At 33.4% G+C, this 16,733-nt stretch carries 17 protein-coding genes; 7 read left to right on the top strand and 10 right to left on the bottom strand.

What is annotated here, in order from left to right:
* The first annotated feature begins 265 nt into the window (after positions 1 to 265).
* The 3 genes from ACWVCY_RS05555 to ACWVCY_RS05545 are packed head-to-tail and all read left to right on the top strand — an operon-like array spanning position 266 to position 2,016.
* The gene (locus ACWVCY_RS05555) at positions 266 to 1,081 is read left to right on the top strand and encodes a hypothetical protein (RefSeq protein WP_455140985.1); all 816 of its coding nucleotides are present in this window, start codon (positions 266 to 268) and stop codon (positions 1,079 to 1,081) included.
* 33 nt (positions 1,082 to 1,114) lie between these two features.
* Positions 1,115 to 1,528 carry a PTS sugar transporter subunit IIA gene (locus ACWVCY_RS05550; protein WP_455140983.1) on the top strand — a complete coding sequence of 138 codons (414 nt, stop codon included), beginning with the start codon at positions 1,115 to 1,117 and terminating at the stop codon, positions 1,526 to 1,528.
* Positions 1,528 to 2,016, top strand: coding sequence for a PTS system mannose/fructose/N-acetylgalactosamine-transporter subunit IIB (locus ACWVCY_RS05545; protein WP_455140982.1), 489 nt, complete (start codon positions 1,528 to 1,530; stop codon positions 2,014 to 2,016). The genes ACWVCY_RS05550 and ACWVCY_RS05545 overlap by 1 nt, the downstream gene beginning before the upstream one ends.
* Before the next feature lie 22 nt (positions 2,017 to 2,038).
* On the opposite strand, the gene ACWVCY_RS05540 is transcribed toward ACWVCY_RS05545, so the two are convergent.
* The 4 genes from ACWVCY_RS05540 to ACWVCY_RS05525 form a co-directional block, all read right to left on the bottom strand.
* Entirely contained in the window at positions 2,039 to 3,370 is a 1,332-nt protein-coding gene (locus ACWVCY_RS05540) for a hypothetical protein (RefSeq protein ID WP_455140980.1), read from the bottom strand.
* Between the two features lie 13 nt (positions 3,371 to 3,383).
* Entirely contained in the window at positions 3,384 to 3,983 is a 600-nt protein-coding gene (locus tag ACWVCY_RS05535) for a glucose-6-phosphate isomerase family protein (RefSeq protein WP_455140978.1), read from the bottom strand.
* Positions 3,976 to 5,067: a Gfo/Idh/MocA family protein gene (locus ACWVCY_RS05530; RefSeq protein ID WP_455140975.1), complete on the bottom strand. Its 1,092-nt coding sequence runs from the start codon at positions 5,065 to 5,067 to the stop codon at positions 3,976 to 3,978. The genes ACWVCY_RS05535 and ACWVCY_RS05530 overlap by 8 nt, the downstream gene beginning before the upstream one ends.
* A gap of 69 nt (positions 5,068 to 5,136) precedes the next feature.
* Positions 5,137 to 6,261, bottom strand: coding sequence for a DegT/DnrJ/EryC1/StrS family aminotransferase (locus ACWVCY_RS05525; protein ID WP_455140973.1), 1,125 nt, complete (start codon positions 6,259 to 6,261; stop codon positions 5,137 to 5,139).
* A gap of 221 nt (positions 6,262 to 6,482) precedes the next feature.
* Here ACWVCY_RS05525 and ACWVCY_RS05520 point away from each other — a divergent pair, with 221 nt between their 5' ends.
* On the top strand, positions 6,483 to 7,130 hold the full coding sequence (locus ACWVCY_RS05520) for an HAD family hydrolase (RefSeq protein ID WP_455140972.1): 648 nt from the start codon (positions 6,483 to 6,485) through the stop codon (positions 7,128 to 7,130).
* 18 nt (positions 7,131 to 7,148) lie between these two features.
* Here ACWVCY_RS05520 and ACWVCY_RS05515 read toward each other — a convergent pair whose 3' ends face one another.
* From ACWVCY_RS05515 to ACWVCY_RS05500, 4 genes are all read right to left on the bottom strand, one after another.
* Complete coding sequence (locus ACWVCY_RS05515; protein ID WP_455140970.1) at positions 7,149 to 8,240, bottom strand: SIS domain-containing protein; 1,092 nt, start codon at positions 8,238 to 8,240, stop codon at positions 7,149 to 7,151.
* A gap of 114 nt (positions 8,241 to 8,354) precedes the next feature.
* Positions 8,355 to 9,206 carry a PTS system mannose/fructose/sorbose family transporter subunit IID gene (locus ACWVCY_RS05510; protein WP_455140968.1) on the bottom strand — a complete coding sequence of 284 codons (852 nt, stop codon included), beginning with the start codon at positions 9,204 to 9,206 and terminating at the stop codon, positions 8,355 to 8,357.
* A gap of 3 nt (positions 9,207 to 9,209) precedes the next feature.
* Positions 9,210 to 9,983, bottom strand: a complete 774-nt coding sequence (locus ACWVCY_RS05505; RefSeq protein ID WP_455140966.1) for a PTS sugar transporter subunit IIC — start codon at positions 9,981 to 9,983, stop codon at positions 9,210 to 9,212.
* Positions 9,984 to 10,275: 292 nt separating this feature from the next.
* Positions 10,276 to 10,593 (bottom strand): hypothetical protein, encoded by a 318-nt coding sequence (locus tag ACWVCY_RS05500; protein WP_455140964.1) that lies wholly within the window; start codon positions 10,591 to 10,593, stop codon positions 10,276 to 10,278.
* A gap of 359 nt (positions 10,594 to 10,952) precedes the next feature.
* Between ACWVCY_RS05500 and ACWVCY_RS05495 the strand changes: the two genes are divergently transcribed.
* Entirely contained in the window at positions 10,953 to 11,741 is a 789-nt protein-coding gene (locus ACWVCY_RS05495) for a class I fructose-bisphosphate aldolase (protein WP_455140962.1), read from the top strand.
* 111 nt (positions 11,742 to 11,852) lie between these two features.
* The gene (locus ACWVCY_RS05490) at positions 11,853 to 12,533 is read left to right on the top strand and encodes an HAD family hydrolase (protein WP_455140960.1); all 681 of its coding nucleotides are present in this window, start codon (positions 11,853 to 11,855) and stop codon (positions 12,531 to 12,533) included.
* 4 nt (positions 12,534 to 12,537) lie between these two features.
* Here ACWVCY_RS05490 and ACWVCY_RS05485 read toward each other — a convergent pair whose 3' ends face one another.
* On the bottom strand, positions 12,538 to 13,866 hold the full coding sequence (locus tag ACWVCY_RS05485; RefSeq protein WP_455140958.1) for a neutral/alkaline non-lysosomal ceramidase N-terminal domain-containing protein: 1,329 nt from the start codon (positions 13,864 to 13,866) through the stop codon (positions 12,538 to 12,540).
* A gap of 220 nt (positions 13,867 to 14,086) precedes the next feature.
* Between ACWVCY_RS05485 and ACWVCY_RS05480 the strand changes: the two genes are divergently transcribed.
* Positions 14,087 to 15,127 carry a threonine aldolase family protein gene (locus tag ACWVCY_RS05480; protein WP_455140956.1) on the top strand — a complete coding sequence of 347 codons (1,041 nt, stop codon included), beginning with the start codon at positions 14,087 to 14,089 and terminating at the stop codon, positions 15,125 to 15,127.
* Here the strand turns inward: ACWVCY_RS05480 and ACWVCY_RS05475 are convergent.
* Entirely contained in the window at positions 15,119 to 15,808 is a 690-nt protein-coding gene (locus ACWVCY_RS05475) for an HAD family hydrolase (protein ID WP_455140987.1), read from the bottom strand. The genes ACWVCY_RS05480 and ACWVCY_RS05475 overlap by 9 nt on opposite strands.
* Positions 15,809 to 16,733: the final 925 nt, after the last annotated feature.

Genomic DNA, 16,733 nt, shown 5'->3' with positions numbered 1-16,733 from the left:
GTTTCATAGTCGCCATACTAACCACTGGGAGATATAATATTTAGAATATTTAATTTATTCCTGATTCATCCAATCTAGTTTACATTGTGAATGTATTAAAATATCCAAGCAATAGTTTTATATTTCACTAAATTCCATTGTGAGAACAATTAATCTCTTGAAAGAATAAGCAAAATGAGTTGAATATCTTTTTCAGATGAAATTTACAGAAGAAATAACAAAAATTTGTTTAATAATCATTCTATTCTTTATTAGGAGATAGGTAATGAATAATAACGAGGTTTCCATCACAATTAAACTTGGTCAGGCGAAAGAAATTATTCCGATCATTGAAAACGGATTTCCCAAACTAGATGTTTACACACTTGATTTATCGGTTAAACAGGATGTTGATATTACAGGAAGACTACTGACAATTAAGGATGATTTATTGAATTATGGATCATCATATTTTCTTAGATATAAAACTGGTTTTATAGCAAAAAAAGCAGTTCCACTCTTGTTTGCAGATGAAAATCTCAAATATATTGGTAGAATAATTCTTGTCTCCCCAAAGAATGTCAGCTATGGCAACCAACATTTATTGATTACTAAAAGGCGATTAATTGTTATTGATTCTCAATATGCTCTAAGTTTCTGGTACAATATTGATATGATTCGATTTCTTAATTTTGTTGAAGTAAATTACGAAATTCAAGATTATCAGTTACTAAATGCATTTATTTCTTTAAAAATGCATTTTTTAAAAAGTAAATGGGGATTCGGAGATCAAATTACCCTTGGTTGGAAACAGGAAGGAATTAGGACAATTGATAACAAAAAAAATTTGATCAATCCCTTCCGTATCCGAGGAAGCATTCTTGGTAAAGGGAGTTATAGAAGATCATCGCAAGAACTCTGTGAAACTATACTCACAAGTGTTGAAAATGGTTCACAAACAGATTTTGTTGAAATTCTTGCAATGGAAAGTTATTGTATCGCTTCTACAAAATTGTTTTACCATCCTATTCAAGCTAGTCCAAAATCTGTACCTTTAAAAAGTGGTAGATTGAATTTAGGATACCATAAGTTGAAAAATTGATGAAGAATATTATTTTAATACGAAGGTTTAGAAATGATTGGTCTAATTATTGCATCTCACGGAACATTATCAGAAGGATTAATTAATGCAATGGAATTAATTATTGGAAAACAAGAATTAGTATTTTCCTTGGTTTTAGAAGAGGGAGTAAGTCCTGAAACTCTTCAAGACGAATTTATTAAAGTAATAAAAAAATGTGATAAAGAAGATGGAGTGTTGATTCTTCTTGATCTCTTTGGAGGGACTCCTTCTAATGTTGCGGGGAAAATGGCATATAATAATGATGATCTAGAATTAGTGACAGGAATTAATCTTCCAATGCTACTTGAAGTAACATTACAAAGAAAAGCTAAAAAACTAGCAGAATTAAAAACAATAGCATTAAATTCTGGCCATAAAGGCATTCTAGATGTTAAAAAATGGATAAAGGAGCGTTTATCTGAGTAATGGCGATCGTTCATGTAAGAATTGATGATAGGTTAATCCATGGTCAAGTAGGAATGGCATGGATTAAACGAGTAAAGGCCGATACCGTCTTTGTAGTAAATGATGAAGTTGCAAATAACCCTATGATAGCTGCAATGGTACCAATGGGAGCCCCATCTGGAATAATGGTTAAGACACTCACAATTGAAAATGCTGTAAATGAGCTAAAAAAACCTGAATGGAATGATAACAATATAATGATAATTTGTAAATACCCTGAAGATGCTTTAGGCCTTGTAGAACACGATATTAAATTACCCCAGGTTAATTTAGGGAATATGTCAGGACAGAAAGACGCTTACAAGATTGGAAGAGGGATTTGGGTTTTACCCAACCAAATTTCTACATATGAAAAATTAAACGAATTGGGAATTAAATTAACTGCAAAAATGTTACCAGATGATAAATCATATGAATTAATGAATGAAATCAGCAAAATGAAGAAGTAAAGTTATTTTTAGGTGAATATTTCTAAAAGCTTCTTAATAATTTTATAACTGCATCTTCAAATGTTTTATAAGAACCAGGGGTAGTTAAAGTAATATAAGTTTCATAAGAATTTTCATCAAATGCATATTGCGTAGGGATGTAGCTTAACCAATTATTTGAATAGCCAATTACTATAGTTTTAGGGTTTTTTGCTTTAATGTTTAGAGCAATTTCAGAGAAAAGCTCAAAAGGATGGAAAATCAACTTAACATCTCCAATACGAACAGCCTGTAGTGGAACCAAGAATTTTTCCTTTGAAAATGCTAATTTCTCATGTTTACTTAAGGAAGCAAATCTTTTCTGAACACTTGCACCTTCTAAGTTTTCTGTTAACTTTTTTATTACTCCAAGATCTTTTTTTGCTTCCTGAGCATCTTCTAATTCTTTTTTTACCTGCTGGAATATTTGTGTTGCTTCATTTAATAAGGGTAATTTCCTTACAGGTAATTCGATTTCTTCAGCTTTTACGTGGAAGTTAATTTCTTCTTCAAAGGTTGTAATTCTCTCGGCGGTTTTTACAATTTCAGCACCTAAGATATGACCCATACGGTCTACTTCGGCAAAACTGCTACTTTTTCTTGTGAAACGGGTTGATACGTCTCCTGCAGCACCTGTTGTATAAATAAATTTCGTATGGTAACCCAAAAGATCTTTTACAGTTTTTCTTGTCGAACCTACTAAATCTCCACTTATTAAACAATTTTCAGGTGGTGCAATTGTGGGATGAGTACCAAAATTAGCTAAAATAACTGGAGGATTTCCAATAGTCGATTCAAAGCGGAGTACGGGTACACTATTATCTACTGGTCCATCTAATGGTCGATTGCGATTTCTTCCTATATCCTCTGCATGACCTTCCATATAACCAATCTTTACAGGATTCATTTGTTGAGAAGCAATCTCAGATGCGGCTGAAACTATTTTAACTAATCCCTTCCTTCTTTCTTTTGTCAATCTTCGCATTTTTTGGACATCCCAATCCTCAGGAAGTAAGAAAGGGTAATCATCATCAGATGGCTCTGGAACAGTCACTGATGTACTGTGTGTATGATTAACATGTATTGTGATATTCTTAAATGGAATTTTTGTTCGTTTCTCTATTTCCTGCTTCATTTCTTCAACTAATTTACTATCTAAAATTAGTTCGTCTAAAACAACTAGAGAGTAGGTTAATTCATTGCTTGATATGATGAGAATATTTCCAAAAACTGGATCATGCATTCCTTTAATGAATTTATTATAACGCCAATACCCTCCCATAGGTTGACCTATTTTGGGATTTATTTCAAATTCATGCGTTCCGATCTCAATCATTTTAATTACCATCTTAAGTTTTCTTTCTGGAAGGATTAGGAGTAATTTTATACCCTTTTTGTGAATTGGGATCCTTTAGTACTAAAACACCAAATCCTTCTTTCCGTATGATTTCATAATCATGTGATCCTGCCGCAGCTTCAACAGTTAAAAAGATTAAAGGTATTTTTCCAACATTTACAACCCTATGGCCATAACCAGCAGGGATGTAAGGGAGGGAATTTCTTGTAAAATATAGTGCTTGTGCTTTTCTTGTGTCTTGGTCTTCCAAAATTAATATCCCTTCTCCCTCAAGGCCCATATAGAATTCACCATCATTTTTCCCGTGAAAATGTCCTCGTGTCATATAAAACTCTTCCCCGATCGTTCCAGGGTAAATAATTGTTATACCAAAACTAAATTCTCCAGGAATTTCAGGTTGGACTTTGTCATGATATGTATACACTAAGGGATCTTTTCCACTATCTAATATCATTTTTACCTCTTGTTGATTGTAAAAAAAATCTGAAATATCACTTAACTTTTTATCATTCTTAACTGAATAAGAACTCAGCATTTTTGATTTTTCATCATATTGAATTACAAATGGGTCTATTTTTTGTCTTTTAGTCAATATTTATCCACCTTTCTTCTTTGGCAGAACGATAAGAAGCTTCAATTATTTTCAAAGCTTCTAATCCATCTTTAAAACTCGGGTATGAGGGATTTTTTGTCTCTAATTGAGTTATAAAGCTAGCCAATGCATTTACATGTCCAAAACCAATTCTCCCATAGCTATCATCGTATGGGTAAGGTAAATATTCTACTCGCCAATTGTTTTCTCCATCTTCTTGGTGATGCAGATACAATTCATGTGTTCGTTCACTATTCCACATTAGTGCACCTAATGAACCATGAATTTCAATTCTCACTGTATTAGGATGTCCTGTACTTGTTTTACTAGCTTCCAAGATTCCTAAATAACCTTTCTTAAATTTTAAAATTGAAATAGCAGCATCTTCAGTTCTTATTTCCTTTTGGATTATTGATCCCTTTGATTCTGGCCTCGAATGAATCCATCGATCATTGGAAGAGACAACTCTTATGACATCACCGACTAAATATCTCACTAAATCAGCAACATGAACCCCCAAATCAATAAGAGCTCCCCCACCAGAGATCACTGGATCATCTTTCCAGCTAAAAGGTCTTAATGGATTTAAATGACTCTGTTTTGTATAAAGAAATCTACATTGAAAAATTTCACCCAAGTTACCTTCTTCCACCCATTTTTTTGCCCTCATAATCGCAGGTAAATAACGATAATTAAACATCACCATATTTGGGCTCTTCGCTTTTTCCACAGCCTTTACCATTTCAACAGCATCAGGAGTTGTATGGGCAATCGGTTTTTCACATATCTGAGCTTTTCCTTCCTCTGCGGTCATTATTGCAGGCTCTTTATGAACATTGGGAGGCATAACATTGTCAATAAGGTTCGTTTCAGGATCTTGAACAACTTGCTTCCAATCAAAAAAATATTTCTTGTACCCATATTGTTGAGCCATTGCTTTTAATTTGGATTCTGTACGTCCACTTACAGCTAAAAGATTTATTGATTGACTAGGATCTATATTTACATTTATATTTTTTAATCCAAATGTGTGGACTCGCGCCATCCATCCATATCCTAACATACCAATATTTAATTTAGACATATGTTATAACTCCTTTACTATAAATTCTTTTGGTTTTGCTAATACGAAACGATTTATAATCATTATAAGTTATTTAACCTTATAGTAGTTATTTATTGTTTCAATTACATAAGATACTTGTTCGTCTGTAAGATCTGGGAATGAGGGAAGTGTAAGAATATTTGGGATGAGTTTTTCAGTAACTGGAAGATTGATTTTAGATTTTTCTAGATAGTCCCAGACTACTTGTTGATGACATGCTTTGGGATACTGAATATCAGTTTTAATTCCTTTTTTAGTTAATTCTTCTCTAAGTCCGTCCCTATCCTGGGTTTGAATTTCGTAATAGTCATATACATGGTAGGAGTATGGTGCTTCTTTAGGACAAATAGTGTGAGTAGAAGAAATTCCATCCATATATTGTTTTGCGATTTCTCTTCTTCTGATATTCCACCCTTCAACATGAGGTAAGGCAACATTAGCAATTCCTGCTCTAATCTCTCCTAGCCGAAAATTATAACCTAATATTCGATGATCATAACCTTGATTTCGTAAGCGTCCATGATCCCTTATCATTTCGACTATTTCAGCAATTTCTGTACGGTTTGTAAGAAGAGCACCACCATCTCCACAGACTGTTAAATTTTTCTGAGGGTGAAAACTGAGAGCTGCAGCATCCCCAATACTACCAATGGTTTCTTTTTTATACCTTCCTCCTAAAGCTTGACATGCGTCTTCTAAAACAAAAAGATTATGATCAGCTGCAAGCTCCATTATTGGATCCATATCTACTGCTTGTCCATATATATGAACTGGAATAATTGCTTTAGTATTTTTTGTAATTGCTTTCTTCACCAAATCAGGTTCAATTGTATAGTATTCTGGGTGAATATCTGCTAAAACTGGTTTTGCATTAACCTGCCAGATAGCTTCTATTGTCGCAATAAATGTTAAGGAAGTTGTTATAACTTCATCTCCAGGTTTGATCTTAGCTGCAATAAGAGCAGCAAATAATGCTTCTGTACCTGAATGTAATGTAACTGCATGTTTAACCTTACAAAATTTTGCTAGATTTTCTTCAAATATTTGAGTTTCTACACCGACTGTGAAGGAACCAGTTTCTTTCCCACGTTCTAGTATTTCTAATACTCTATTTTTTGTTTCATCAGAAACAAAAGGTTGAATAAATGGAACTTTCCATTTCTTATCACTCAATGTATTTTCCTCTTAATCGAAATCGTGATATATCAATAATTACCTTCTAAAAAGGATTTCTTCGCGAAAATTTTAGATTTAATAGGGGAATTTTGAGAATGGTTTATCCAGATTAGTAAGGATTTCTTTCAGATTCAATCATTAACATTCTTAAAACAAAATTATTTTGAGTTATGTTGAGAATTTCTATACAAAATGTAGATGCTCGTTGGTGCCCCAGAATGTTCCCCAATATTTCCTTGGTTTTATTTGATATGGATGGCGTATTAACTGATAGTATAGACCTTTGGTTTGGCGCAGTCACAACTGTTTTTGTTGATTATTTTAATATAAATCCTCCTAGAGAGAAATTCAATAAGTTACTTCATAAAAGTACAAGAGAAATGGTTGAAGGAATTGCTGGTTTGAGTACGCCATCACCAGAACTTGTTCACAAATTGACTAGCATGGTAGACACATGTTTTGAAAAAGAAATGATTCCAAAATTAAAACCAATTGCTAATGCTGAAAAGCTTGTAAAGGAATTATTTACAAGAAATTATAAATTAGGCGTGGTAACAAATGGTTCAGAAATAACTTCGAAAAAAATGATTAAACAGCTTGGATTACTCAATTATTTTGAATATATATTTGGTACTAATGGAGAAAAACCAAAACCAGAACCTGACCTTTTTCTTAAAGCTTTAAAACGATTTGATGTATTAGCAAATGAATGTGTCTATATTGGAGATTCATATACTGATTTATTGGCAAGTGATAAAGCTGGGATCCATTTTATTTATTATCAGAATAGAGAAATCCCTGAAATGGCAAAATATACGGGAGTGAAGGTAAAAAACCTATTAGATATATTATCAATAATTAAATAGATTGATATTATTTTTTCATTATAAAGTGACTTTTGATAACTTTGTAGGTTTATCTGGATTTAAATTTCTCTTCTTGGAATTGTAACATGCTAGGAGCTGTAATGGAAGAACTAGGGTTAATGGAGAAATTAATGGGTCAACATACTCTCCCAGTGACATTTGATTCTGGGTTATAGTTGTTTCTATATTTTGTTCTTTACTTTGAGTAATAGTAAAAAGGGATCCTTTTAAGTTCCCTAATCGTTCTATTCCAGATTTTATAACCGATAGGTCTTCTTCTCCTGATAAAACTATTATAATTGGAGTTTCCTCTGAAACTAGTTGTAGATGACCATGCATAAACTCTCTAAATCCAAATCCTTCAGCATAGACGTTACCTGTTTCCTTTAATTTCATTGCTCCTTCTAGTGCTGTTGAAAAATTTGATCCTGTGCCTAAAAAGTATACAATATTATAATTAGATATGTAATCTGTAAGTTCCTTCATACTTTTTTCCGAATTGATTAGGATCTTTTCCATTTTATAGGAAACATTTCTTAATTCTTCAGAAAGACTCTCTTGTTGGATGTGGTGTTCATGTCCTAATTTAATTGCCCATTCAAGCAATAGAGCTAATGCAGATGTATATGATTTCGTGGCAGCAATTGCTTTTTCTTCTCCAGCAGGAGTTATAAAAGTTAAATCCCCTAATTCATCAAGAGTAGATCCTAAAACATTTGTAACTGATACTAATTTTAAACCCTGACTTTTTGCGTTTTGGGCTGCTCTTATTACATCACCACTTTCTCCACTTTGGCTAATCGCTATTGCAACACCCAGATTATGGCCTTTTCGTGGATATCGATATATCCATTCAGAAGCATGATCAATTGGGACATATTTACCAATTATATTGGTAAAAGCTATCGATCCTGCAATTCCAGCATGATAGCTTGTCCCACTACCAAAGATACTGAGATTATAATCGTTTTTTTCAAAAAGATTTAAGAAATCAGGGAATAATTTAGATGCATTCTGAAGAGTTTGGTTAATAATATTTGGTTGTTGAAAAATTTCTTTGTACATGTGAGTTTTTGAGACAATATTTGTTATATCATGCTCAATCGCCATACTCAATTCACAAACTGCTATCTGAATTGATAATAAAGAAATTTTATTAATTTATATAAAAGAAAAAAAAGGGAGAGAGATCCCTACAATCAAAAAAAGATTATAGGGGGGGTACTAGTTCAGCTTTCCAATGAATGGTATATCAAATTCTCCGAGTAGTCCACCGCCACCAATTATTCCCACAACACCGAGAACTAAACCGACAACCCAGATAATGGCAAAGACTTTTAGAACAGACCATCCACGCCGCAATAACCAGAATGTAAACAGGACAAACACCAATGATAATAGTGCTGGACCTATAAATGAATCAAGTGTACTCTGCAGGCTGAATAATACTACAGTCTCTCCTTCGAATTCTCCATAGAGCTTCAAAGGAGTTTGAACACTTACAAATATTGCGGTCAAAGCTCCAGCCATACCTAAACCAAATGCGTTCAATATCGTTTTGAATTGTTCAATCTGGCCGCTTTGCAATGCAGTAGCGATTTCTGATCCATAATTGTATCCTTGTATTAAAAGCCAATATTTTGAACCCCAAGCAAGTGGAATCCAGAGTGCCCAAGCAATAATAGGACCAAGGATGTTTCCATCTTTACCAATGCTTGCACCAATTCCAAAGCAGATTGGTACTAGGGTGAACCAATAAGCTGCATCTCCAATGCCTGCTAAAGGACCAATCAATCCAGTTTTTACTGCACGAACTGTATCTTTTGTAGCTCCTTGTTCTTCAAGTGCAACATCTATCCCAAGAATGAGAGGATGAGTATATGGTGTTGTATTATAAAACTCAAGGTGCAGTTTCAACCATTCATTTAATTCTTCGCCTTTATATAATTTCTGTAGAACAGGAATCATGGCAAAACAGTAGCCTAATGCTTCCATTCGTTCATAGTTAAGTGTCCATTGTAGAGGCCAGGTTCTCCAGAATAATTTAAATAGTGGATAAACAGGTTTGTCTGCCATTTTTTAACCTCCTTTAGCTGGAGCACTTGGTTGTGTTCGTGCCCAATAGAAAGCTGCGATCAGACCAGCGATAGCCAATGTACTTGCAACAAGATTGAATGCAGTTCCCCAAAAGACATATGATGCAAATGTAAATCCAATTATAAACCATGGAACTAAATCTCGGCGCCACATCATGCTAATTAATATACCAATACCAAGACATGTCAACAAACCACCAGCTGCGGACAATCCGTTGAATATCCAAGCTGGAAGTCCATTCACGAAGTTTATTATATCGTCAGCAAGAATTAGCCAAACAGCTACAGAAGCTGCTTTAAATGTTCCGAAAACAGGCAATCCTAATGCATTGTATAGTTGGATTCTTCCAGTAGCACCTTTTTCAGCTGCACCATCCGCAAGATGAACCCAAACAGTGTTAATTGTTTGGGTAGCAATGTTGAAGTATGTCCCCAATATTGCAGCAGCTGTTGCGACAGCTAAACCAACCGTCAAATCTCCACCAACTACTCCACCTGCTTCGATAAAAACAGCAGCGCCAACCATTCCAGCTACGCTTTGATCAGGGGGAGCAGAGGCACCAATTTGAACAACTCCAAAGTAGACAACGGTAAGAATTGATCCGATATATACTCCAGCTGCAGGATCACCTAAGGCAATTCCTACAAGAGTAGAGTTAATAAGAGGGCTCCATAATACAAATGGACTGCCGAACCAACCTTCGATGCCTACTATAAAAGCTATTATTAAAATCAAAATTGTTGGAATAAGATCCATATCGTTAACTCCTCTAATATTCTTATTTTTGGTATTATTTCAACTTTTAGTTTTCTTCATCATTTTTGAGGTTAGAACTACGAAAATTTAATGAAGAAAACGAGACTGTCTTTGTTCTTTTGTTTTAGCAAAAGAACACAATTCACGCTATATTTTGTTATTAAATGTTTTCTGTTGATAAAAGTTGAAATTTCTTATCTAGAATTAAATATTTACAAATGAAAATTCACTAATAAGAAATTCTCTAATTTTTGTAATTAATATGAAAAAAGGGATATTTTATTCAAATCGACTATTGTAGAACAAGAAGTATAACACTTAATAAAATTAGGATAATACCATCAAGAATGTAAAAATATCCCTGATGAATCCACTTGTTGTTATATATAAAGTATTTTGCAGTTTCGGGGTTAAAACGAGACATAAAAATTGAGCTAATTCCCCAAAATAATGATGTTATACCTACAAAAAGAAACCCTATTAATGATTCAGTCCAGATATAGATCACACCACTCGATATTATGCTAAATGTAAACACAATCCCAAAGTGAAGTACTATATCGAATATAGTATTGCTTTGATTATGGGAATCTCTATTTTGGATTTTCATCTGTAAAATGACTCCCTTTTCAAGATGAGAAAAATTTTACCATATCCGAATTTTTAAATTTTTGTTAAAAGCATAATATTCCAATTTTTTCTTAATATTATATAACATCAATACAAATGATGATGCACATTAAAAAAGGAGAATTGTAATATCCCTAATCCTTTTTCAGTTTAAGTAAATCTTGAAATAAAAAATTTAGATATTACTCCTTCTCTCTCTCTTGCACTAACTTCCATCAGAAAAGATATTAATTCTCACAAAAAAATTATTTTATTCTAAGAATTAGTAACAAAAAGATTATCTTCATATTGCTAAATTTAATTTTAAAAAAAGCATTCCAATAAGAAGGTAAATGAAAAATGATTGGAAAGAAAATTAGGTTAAATCGTTTGTTTGATAAATCCTCAAAAAAAATCGTAATAGTTCCTATGGATCATGGAGCATACATGGGGCCAATTAATGGTATTGAAAACATTGAAAAGACGATTATAGCTGCTCATGAAGGAGGGGCTGATGCTATTCTTATTAACCCAGGTATTATGCGGTTTATTCCTACAAACCTCCTTGGAGAATTATCAATCATCCTTAGAATAACAAATACTAATGTAAAAAGTGAAATATTCCCATATGAACCTGTAATTTCCTCAGTTTCAAATGTAATTAAATTAGGTATTGATGCCATCGCATTTACGGTAAACATTGGAGGACTGTATGATTTAGAGGGTATTAGTGAATTTGGAAAAGTTAATGAAGAATGTCAAGAATATGGAATCCCCTTACTTGGAGAATTTCTACCAGCAGGAGCAAAAATGGTTGATCCATACAGCTCAGAAAATGTTAAATTTGTTGCTAGAATAGCATCTGAATTAGGGGCTGATTTGATTAAAACAAATTATACAGGTTCTCCTGAAACGTTTCGAGAAGTGACTTCAACGGCACTTGTTCCTGTTGTAATCGCAGGTGGGGAAACAATGGGTACTGATAAGGATGTAATGTTAACAATAGAAGGAGCGATGAAAGGAGGAGGCGCTGGAATATGTATTGGTCGAAATCTTTGGCAAAGGAAGAACCCAAGAAAAATGATAGAAGCTGCCTGTAAAATTGTTCATGAAGGGGCTAGTGTAAACGAAATCATTGATAAGCTTTGAAATTCAAATTATTTCTCCACGTATTCACATCTAATCTCAAAACTATATCTTTAGTTGATATCCATGAATCATTTATGTTAATTAAAATTTTTACACTTTAGAGGTTCATTTATGTCAGAAGAAAGTCAGCTAAATACCTTAATTTTTGATTTAGACGGAACTCTGATTGATACTAGCCGATTTATCTTTCCAGTATATAGAAAATGTTTCAAAAGACTAAATGATACATGGAATACAGATTTTACTGAGGATGACATACTTTTTGTCGTGAAACAAATTGGGACAAGTAATTCAGAGTTTTCAGAGAATTTAGCATTAGAATTTGGAAGAAAAAATGCTGATATTCTCCTTGATTGTGTAGAACAGGAATTTATTAAGCAAGTTGGAATGGAAGAAGGTGCTTTATTTCCAAATACAGTACAGGTTCTGAGGCAACTTAGGGGAGAAAAATGGAATATGGCTATCTGCACAAATGCTCCAACACATTATCTTGAAAAAATCAGAACAATGTATAACCTCAATGATTATTTTGATGAATTCTATTGGATTGGGTTATACCCTGATAAGTCGAAAGGATGGATGATTCAACAAATCTTAAAATCCTTTAAAACAAGGCAAGCTGTTGTCATTGGGGATCATAGACATGATATTATAGCTGCAAAAGAAAATAACCTTGTTAGTATTGGATGTTTATACGGATTTGCACCAGACGAAGCCAAATTAGCTGATTATACCATTACGGACATTCTTCAACTACCAGATATACTAAAGAAATTAAAAAAAAGAAATTAATTTTTCATTCATTCAATGAAGCTAATAGTTTTAATGATTCGTCAGTTAATTGATCTCCTGCATTTCTAGCTAAAATTGTGGTCCATGATTCATAAATATTTTTATCATAAATTTCACTATCAAGAATGTACCCGATATAATCATTAGCTAGTCCAATAACAAAGGTCTTGTCAAAGGGGGAACTCTTTTTAATCTTTAATTGAAGATTAGTAAACATTTCTCCAGGTATGGACACAATACCAGTATCATTAACTGAAAATGCTTGAATAAATGTTTTAATTTTACCTCCCATTGACTTCAGAGCGCCTGCTTTAACATATTCCAATTGAAATGTAGATCCAAGGTAGGTGGTGTATGCCCGACGATATGCACCATGAGATGCACCTTCCTGTTTTAGCTTATTAAGCTCTTTAGTTTTCTCTTCAACGATTTTTTTAGCCTCTTCTAAATTTGGTAATTTTTTCAGTGGTAGTTCAATTTCTTTTGAAATTGCTTTTATTGTAACTTCTTCTTTAGTCTCTATCTGAGCAGCAGTTTTTATTATCTCTGACGCAAAAATTCTTCCTATCCTTTCTGCTTCCTTAAATGTCTGTTCGCGTCGACTCCACCTAGTACTAATATCTCCTTCAGCCCCATTTGAGTACATAGCTTGTGTTCCAGGAAATGCCTGTTCGACAAACTTCATTGCATATCCCGGATAATCAGCACTAATTTCCATAGATTTGTAACTAATGACAGTAGGGTGACAGGAATAATTCGCTAATATTGCTTGTGGTGCCATCAGATGAGAATCAGTTCTCATAACTAGGACCTCTGGATCCATCGGGCCCTCAGGATTATTCCGATTAGTACAAATTGCTCCTGATTTTAAATTTCCTGGTTCTGTCCCTATTTTTGACTTTGTAAGTCTATTATTTGCTTCGATAACCGTTCCAGCAATTTGCCAAGCATAAACCTCTCGTAAATGCTGTACAAAAGAGAAATAAGGTTTAAATCGTTCGAGTAAGGGTTCCAAACGTTGATCTTGAATAGTTCCTATTGGACCGCAGTGAGTATGTGTACAGCCAAGTAAGACATTTCTTCCAAGAATATCTGAATTTGATTCAACTAAATTCTGAATTTTTTGCGATAACTCAAGATCGAAACCTGCAAGATCACAATTGACAATAGCTATTTTACAATCTCCATCTGAAAGCACAAGGGCTTTAGCATACAATGGGTCGTGAATACCAGTATTTCCAACATCTCTTTCTTTTTCAGAATAACCCATCATTGGTAATCCAACTGGTGGAGTTATATCTGCTAAACCTACTCCACTTTTAAATTCTCTCACTGTATTTTCACCTAAATTGTTTTAAAAATGCTAAAATAGTGTCTATCAAATTCAATTTTTAACCAGATGAAATGATTCCTATCCTCATAAAACATTTTTTTTGCAAAATTTATCAAGTAAATTTCCTAAACTATCAAAGGAAGTTTTTTCTGAAAAAGACCTGATTAAATAATTCGAGAATTATATTATTTCTTTTTGGTTCTTAGTAGGGACTTAGAAGATGCAAAAACTAATTGATTTTCGAACAGATACTAATATTTCTCCAAGTATTGAAATGATGGAGGTAGCATTCAAATCTCCTTTAGGAGATGCTGTTTATAACTTAGATCCGAAAACTTTAGAACTGGAAGAATATGCTGCGAAAATTTTGGGTAAGGAGAGCGCAATATTCCTTCCTAGTGGTGTTATGGGAAATCTTGTTGCATTGTTATCTCATACTCAACGTGGAGAAGAAGTAATTTTAGAGGAAAATAGCCATATCTGTACCTCTGAAACAGGTGGTGCAGCAGCAGTAGCTGGGCTTATGTTGAAAACAATCAGAAGTCAGGATGGAGCTCCAAAAGCTCAAGAAATTGAATCAGCAATACGTCCATATGATCAACATTATCCAAAAACGTCTTTAATATGCCTCGAGAATACACATTATCGATATGGAGGTATTGTTGTTCCTATTGAACGATTTAAAGAAATCCGAGAAATATCTGAAAAATATCAACTTCCTATCCACCTGGATGGAGCACGGTTATTCAATGCAGCAGTTTATTCAGGCGTGACTGTTAAAGAATTTAGCCAGTATGTTGATTCAGTTATGTTCTCTCTTTCGAAAGGTTTGGGAGCCCCTGTAGGATCAATGTTATGTGGTTCAAAAGATTTTATACTAAAAGCAATCAGGTTTCGAAAAATGTTGGGTGGTGGTATGCGTAAAATTGGTTGGTTATCTGCTTGTGGATTGGTTGCATTAAAAGATCCAAATTTATATTCACGACTTTTAATCGATCATCAAAAGGCAAAACGATTAGCTAAAGAAATTAATGAGATTTCTGGTATTAATGTAGATCTTTTAGCTGTACAAACGAATATGGTCCTCGCATATTTAGGAAAGGAGGTAAATCAATTATCCCTCCTAAAGTTTCTGGAGAAAGAAAATATTCTTATTGCTCCTTTAGGAAAAAATGGACTTCGATTCTATATTTCATCTGATATTGAAGACACTGATATTATTTACACAATCGAGAAACTTAAAAAAGGGATTTCAAACTAATGTGACCTTTTTTCTAAGATTTATTTCATTTAATAATGTAGGTAATTCTATAATGTTATTTATGAAATAATCTGCCTCTTTCAATTCATCTTTTGTACCAAATCCATATAGGCATCCTATACTTGCGATGTTATTTTTCCGTGCAGCATCAATATCCACTTTACGGTCTCCAACCATTATGGCTGCTTTCGAGTCCAATTCTTTTAATATTTGCTGAATCATCCATTCTTTGGTTTCATTTTCTTTTTCTGATTTTCCTGACCAATAGATTGAAGTGCCCTCTCCTGAAAACCACTTATCAAGGTTGAAAATTTCACGATAAATCTTCATAAAGGGAGTATGCACATTTGTGCAAATAGCTAATTTCCAACCTGCTACTTTTAAATTATCTAACACTTCAACAGATCCAGGGAAAAGGCAGGTTTGTCCTTGATTGACTATCTTTAATAATTTCGTAAAATAACAGTCGAGGAATGTAGAAATTTGTTCATTAGTTAATATTACTGATAATTCTTTTCGAACCTCATGAATAGGTTTACCAAAAAGCCCTAGAAATATTTCCTTGCTAATTTTAAAGGACAATTCTGTCACACAAGTCTCATGAACCTTAAGAACTAATGTTTTAGAATCATGCAATGTTCCATCAAGATCGAAAATTAAAGTATCATAATTGCTATCCACTGGCAATCAATTCACCATATACTAATTTAGTTTATTTATAGACTTCTCAAACCTATATAAGGATTGTTAGGTTCAAGATAGATAACTTTCAATTTTATGAGAGGATTTCTACGGAGTTCCAGTATCCTGTTGTTGCATTAGCGGCCAACAACGCGAATATGTCATGGAATCCAGTACAGTATACTAATCGAGGTCGATAAAACTTTGAGAGGTTAGATCCCTGCAATTCAGGTTCTTTTTGTTACCTGAACGAGTCGGTAGAACATTAATTTAAGAGACTGAAAACTCTTGGCCTTTGTGGGTTAGAATGAATACAGTAGAACCTGACTAGGCAAGCAACTCTACTGTTTTGTCAAGGGAGTTGACAACCTTGTCAATAGAAGCATTTAGGGTTTCGGATGAATCGATAGAGAGCGAGATCGCTTCGTGTTGAATCAAATTGTCAATTGTAGTATGTATCATAGTAGTAGGGAACACTCCCTTAATTTATTGTGGCCAAAAGATATTATATTAACAGGATTTTTTCTCAATACCTCCTATAGAGAACTATATGCACTATTTTATATTTTTAATAGTAAAGGAGCAACTTTTATCAATATATTTTACTGCTAAAATAAGTTAAGACTTGTAAAGTTATCGAAATAAAAAGGAGAAAGATTTAGTATGAATAAGATTCTACAAACAGATAATGTAATAACAGATTCTATGCTTTCCTAATTTCTCTTTTTCTTCTGTTAATCTTATTGATCAATTAAATTTGGAGATAGGTTTTCTTTATGTAATATATTCCTCTATTGCTTGATTTAGAAATATAAAAACTTAAAAATTCAAACTCTGTCTCATAGTTCTAATCAAATAATAATGTTCTCGTTCATGTTCAATAAATCGTCTTAGAACCTTATGAGCTGTCCATGGTTCCTCAGGG

This window comes from Candidatus Hodarchaeum mangrovi, assembly GCF_975850365.1.
The sequence above is the reverse complement of the archived record's forward strand: the minus strand, read 5'-3'. Positions and strand labels throughout refer to the sequence as shown.

Coding starts and splice junctions, on each gene's coding strand:
- ACWVCY_RS05555 (WP_455140985.1), top strand. CDS start 266: ATGAATAATAACGAGGTTTCCATCACAATTAAACTTGGTCAGGCGAAA.
- ACWVCY_RS05550 (WP_455140983.1), top strand. CDS start 1,115: ATGATTGGTCTAATTATTGCATCTCACGGAACATTATCAGAAGGATTA.
- ACWVCY_RS05545 (WP_455140982.1), top strand. CDS start 1,528: ATGGCGATCGTTCATGTAAGAATTGATGATAGGTTAATCCATGGTCAA.
- ACWVCY_RS05540 (WP_455140980.1), bottom strand. CDS start 3,370: ATGATTGAGATCGGAACGCATGAATTTGAAATAAATCCCAAAATAGGT.
- ACWVCY_RS05530 (WP_455140975.1), bottom strand. CDS start 5,067: ATGTCTAAATTAAATATTGGTATGTTAGGATATGGATGGATGGCGCGA.
- ACWVCY_RS05520 (WP_455140972.1), top strand. CDS start 6,483: ATGTTCCCCAATATTTCCTTGGTTTTATTTGATATGGATGGCGTATTA.
- ACWVCY_RS05515 (WP_455140970.1), bottom strand. CDS start 8,240: ATGGCGATTGAGCATGATATAACAAATATTGTCTCAAAAACTCACATG.
- ACWVCY_RS05510 (WP_455140968.1), bottom strand. CDS start 9,206: ATGGCAGACAAACCTGTTTATCCACTATTTAAATTATTCTGGAGAACC.
- ACWVCY_RS05505 (WP_455140966.1), bottom strand. CDS start 9,983: ATGGATCTTATTCCAACAATTTTGATTTTAATAATAGCTTTTATAGTA.
- ACWVCY_RS05500 (WP_455140964.1), bottom strand. CDS start 10,593: ATGAAAATCCAAAATAGAGATTCCCATAATCAAAGCAATACTATATTC.
- ACWVCY_RS05495 (WP_455140962.1), top strand. CDS start 10,953: ATGATTGGAAAGAAAATTAGGTTAAATCGTTTGTTTGATAAATCCTCA.
- ACWVCY_RS05490 (WP_455140960.1), top strand. CDS start 11,853: ATGTCAGAAGAAAGTCAGCTAAATACCTTAATTTTTGATTTAGACGGA.
- ACWVCY_RS05480 (WP_455140956.1), top strand. CDS start 14,087: ATGCAAAAACTAATTGATTTTCGAACAGATACTAATATTTCTCCAAGT.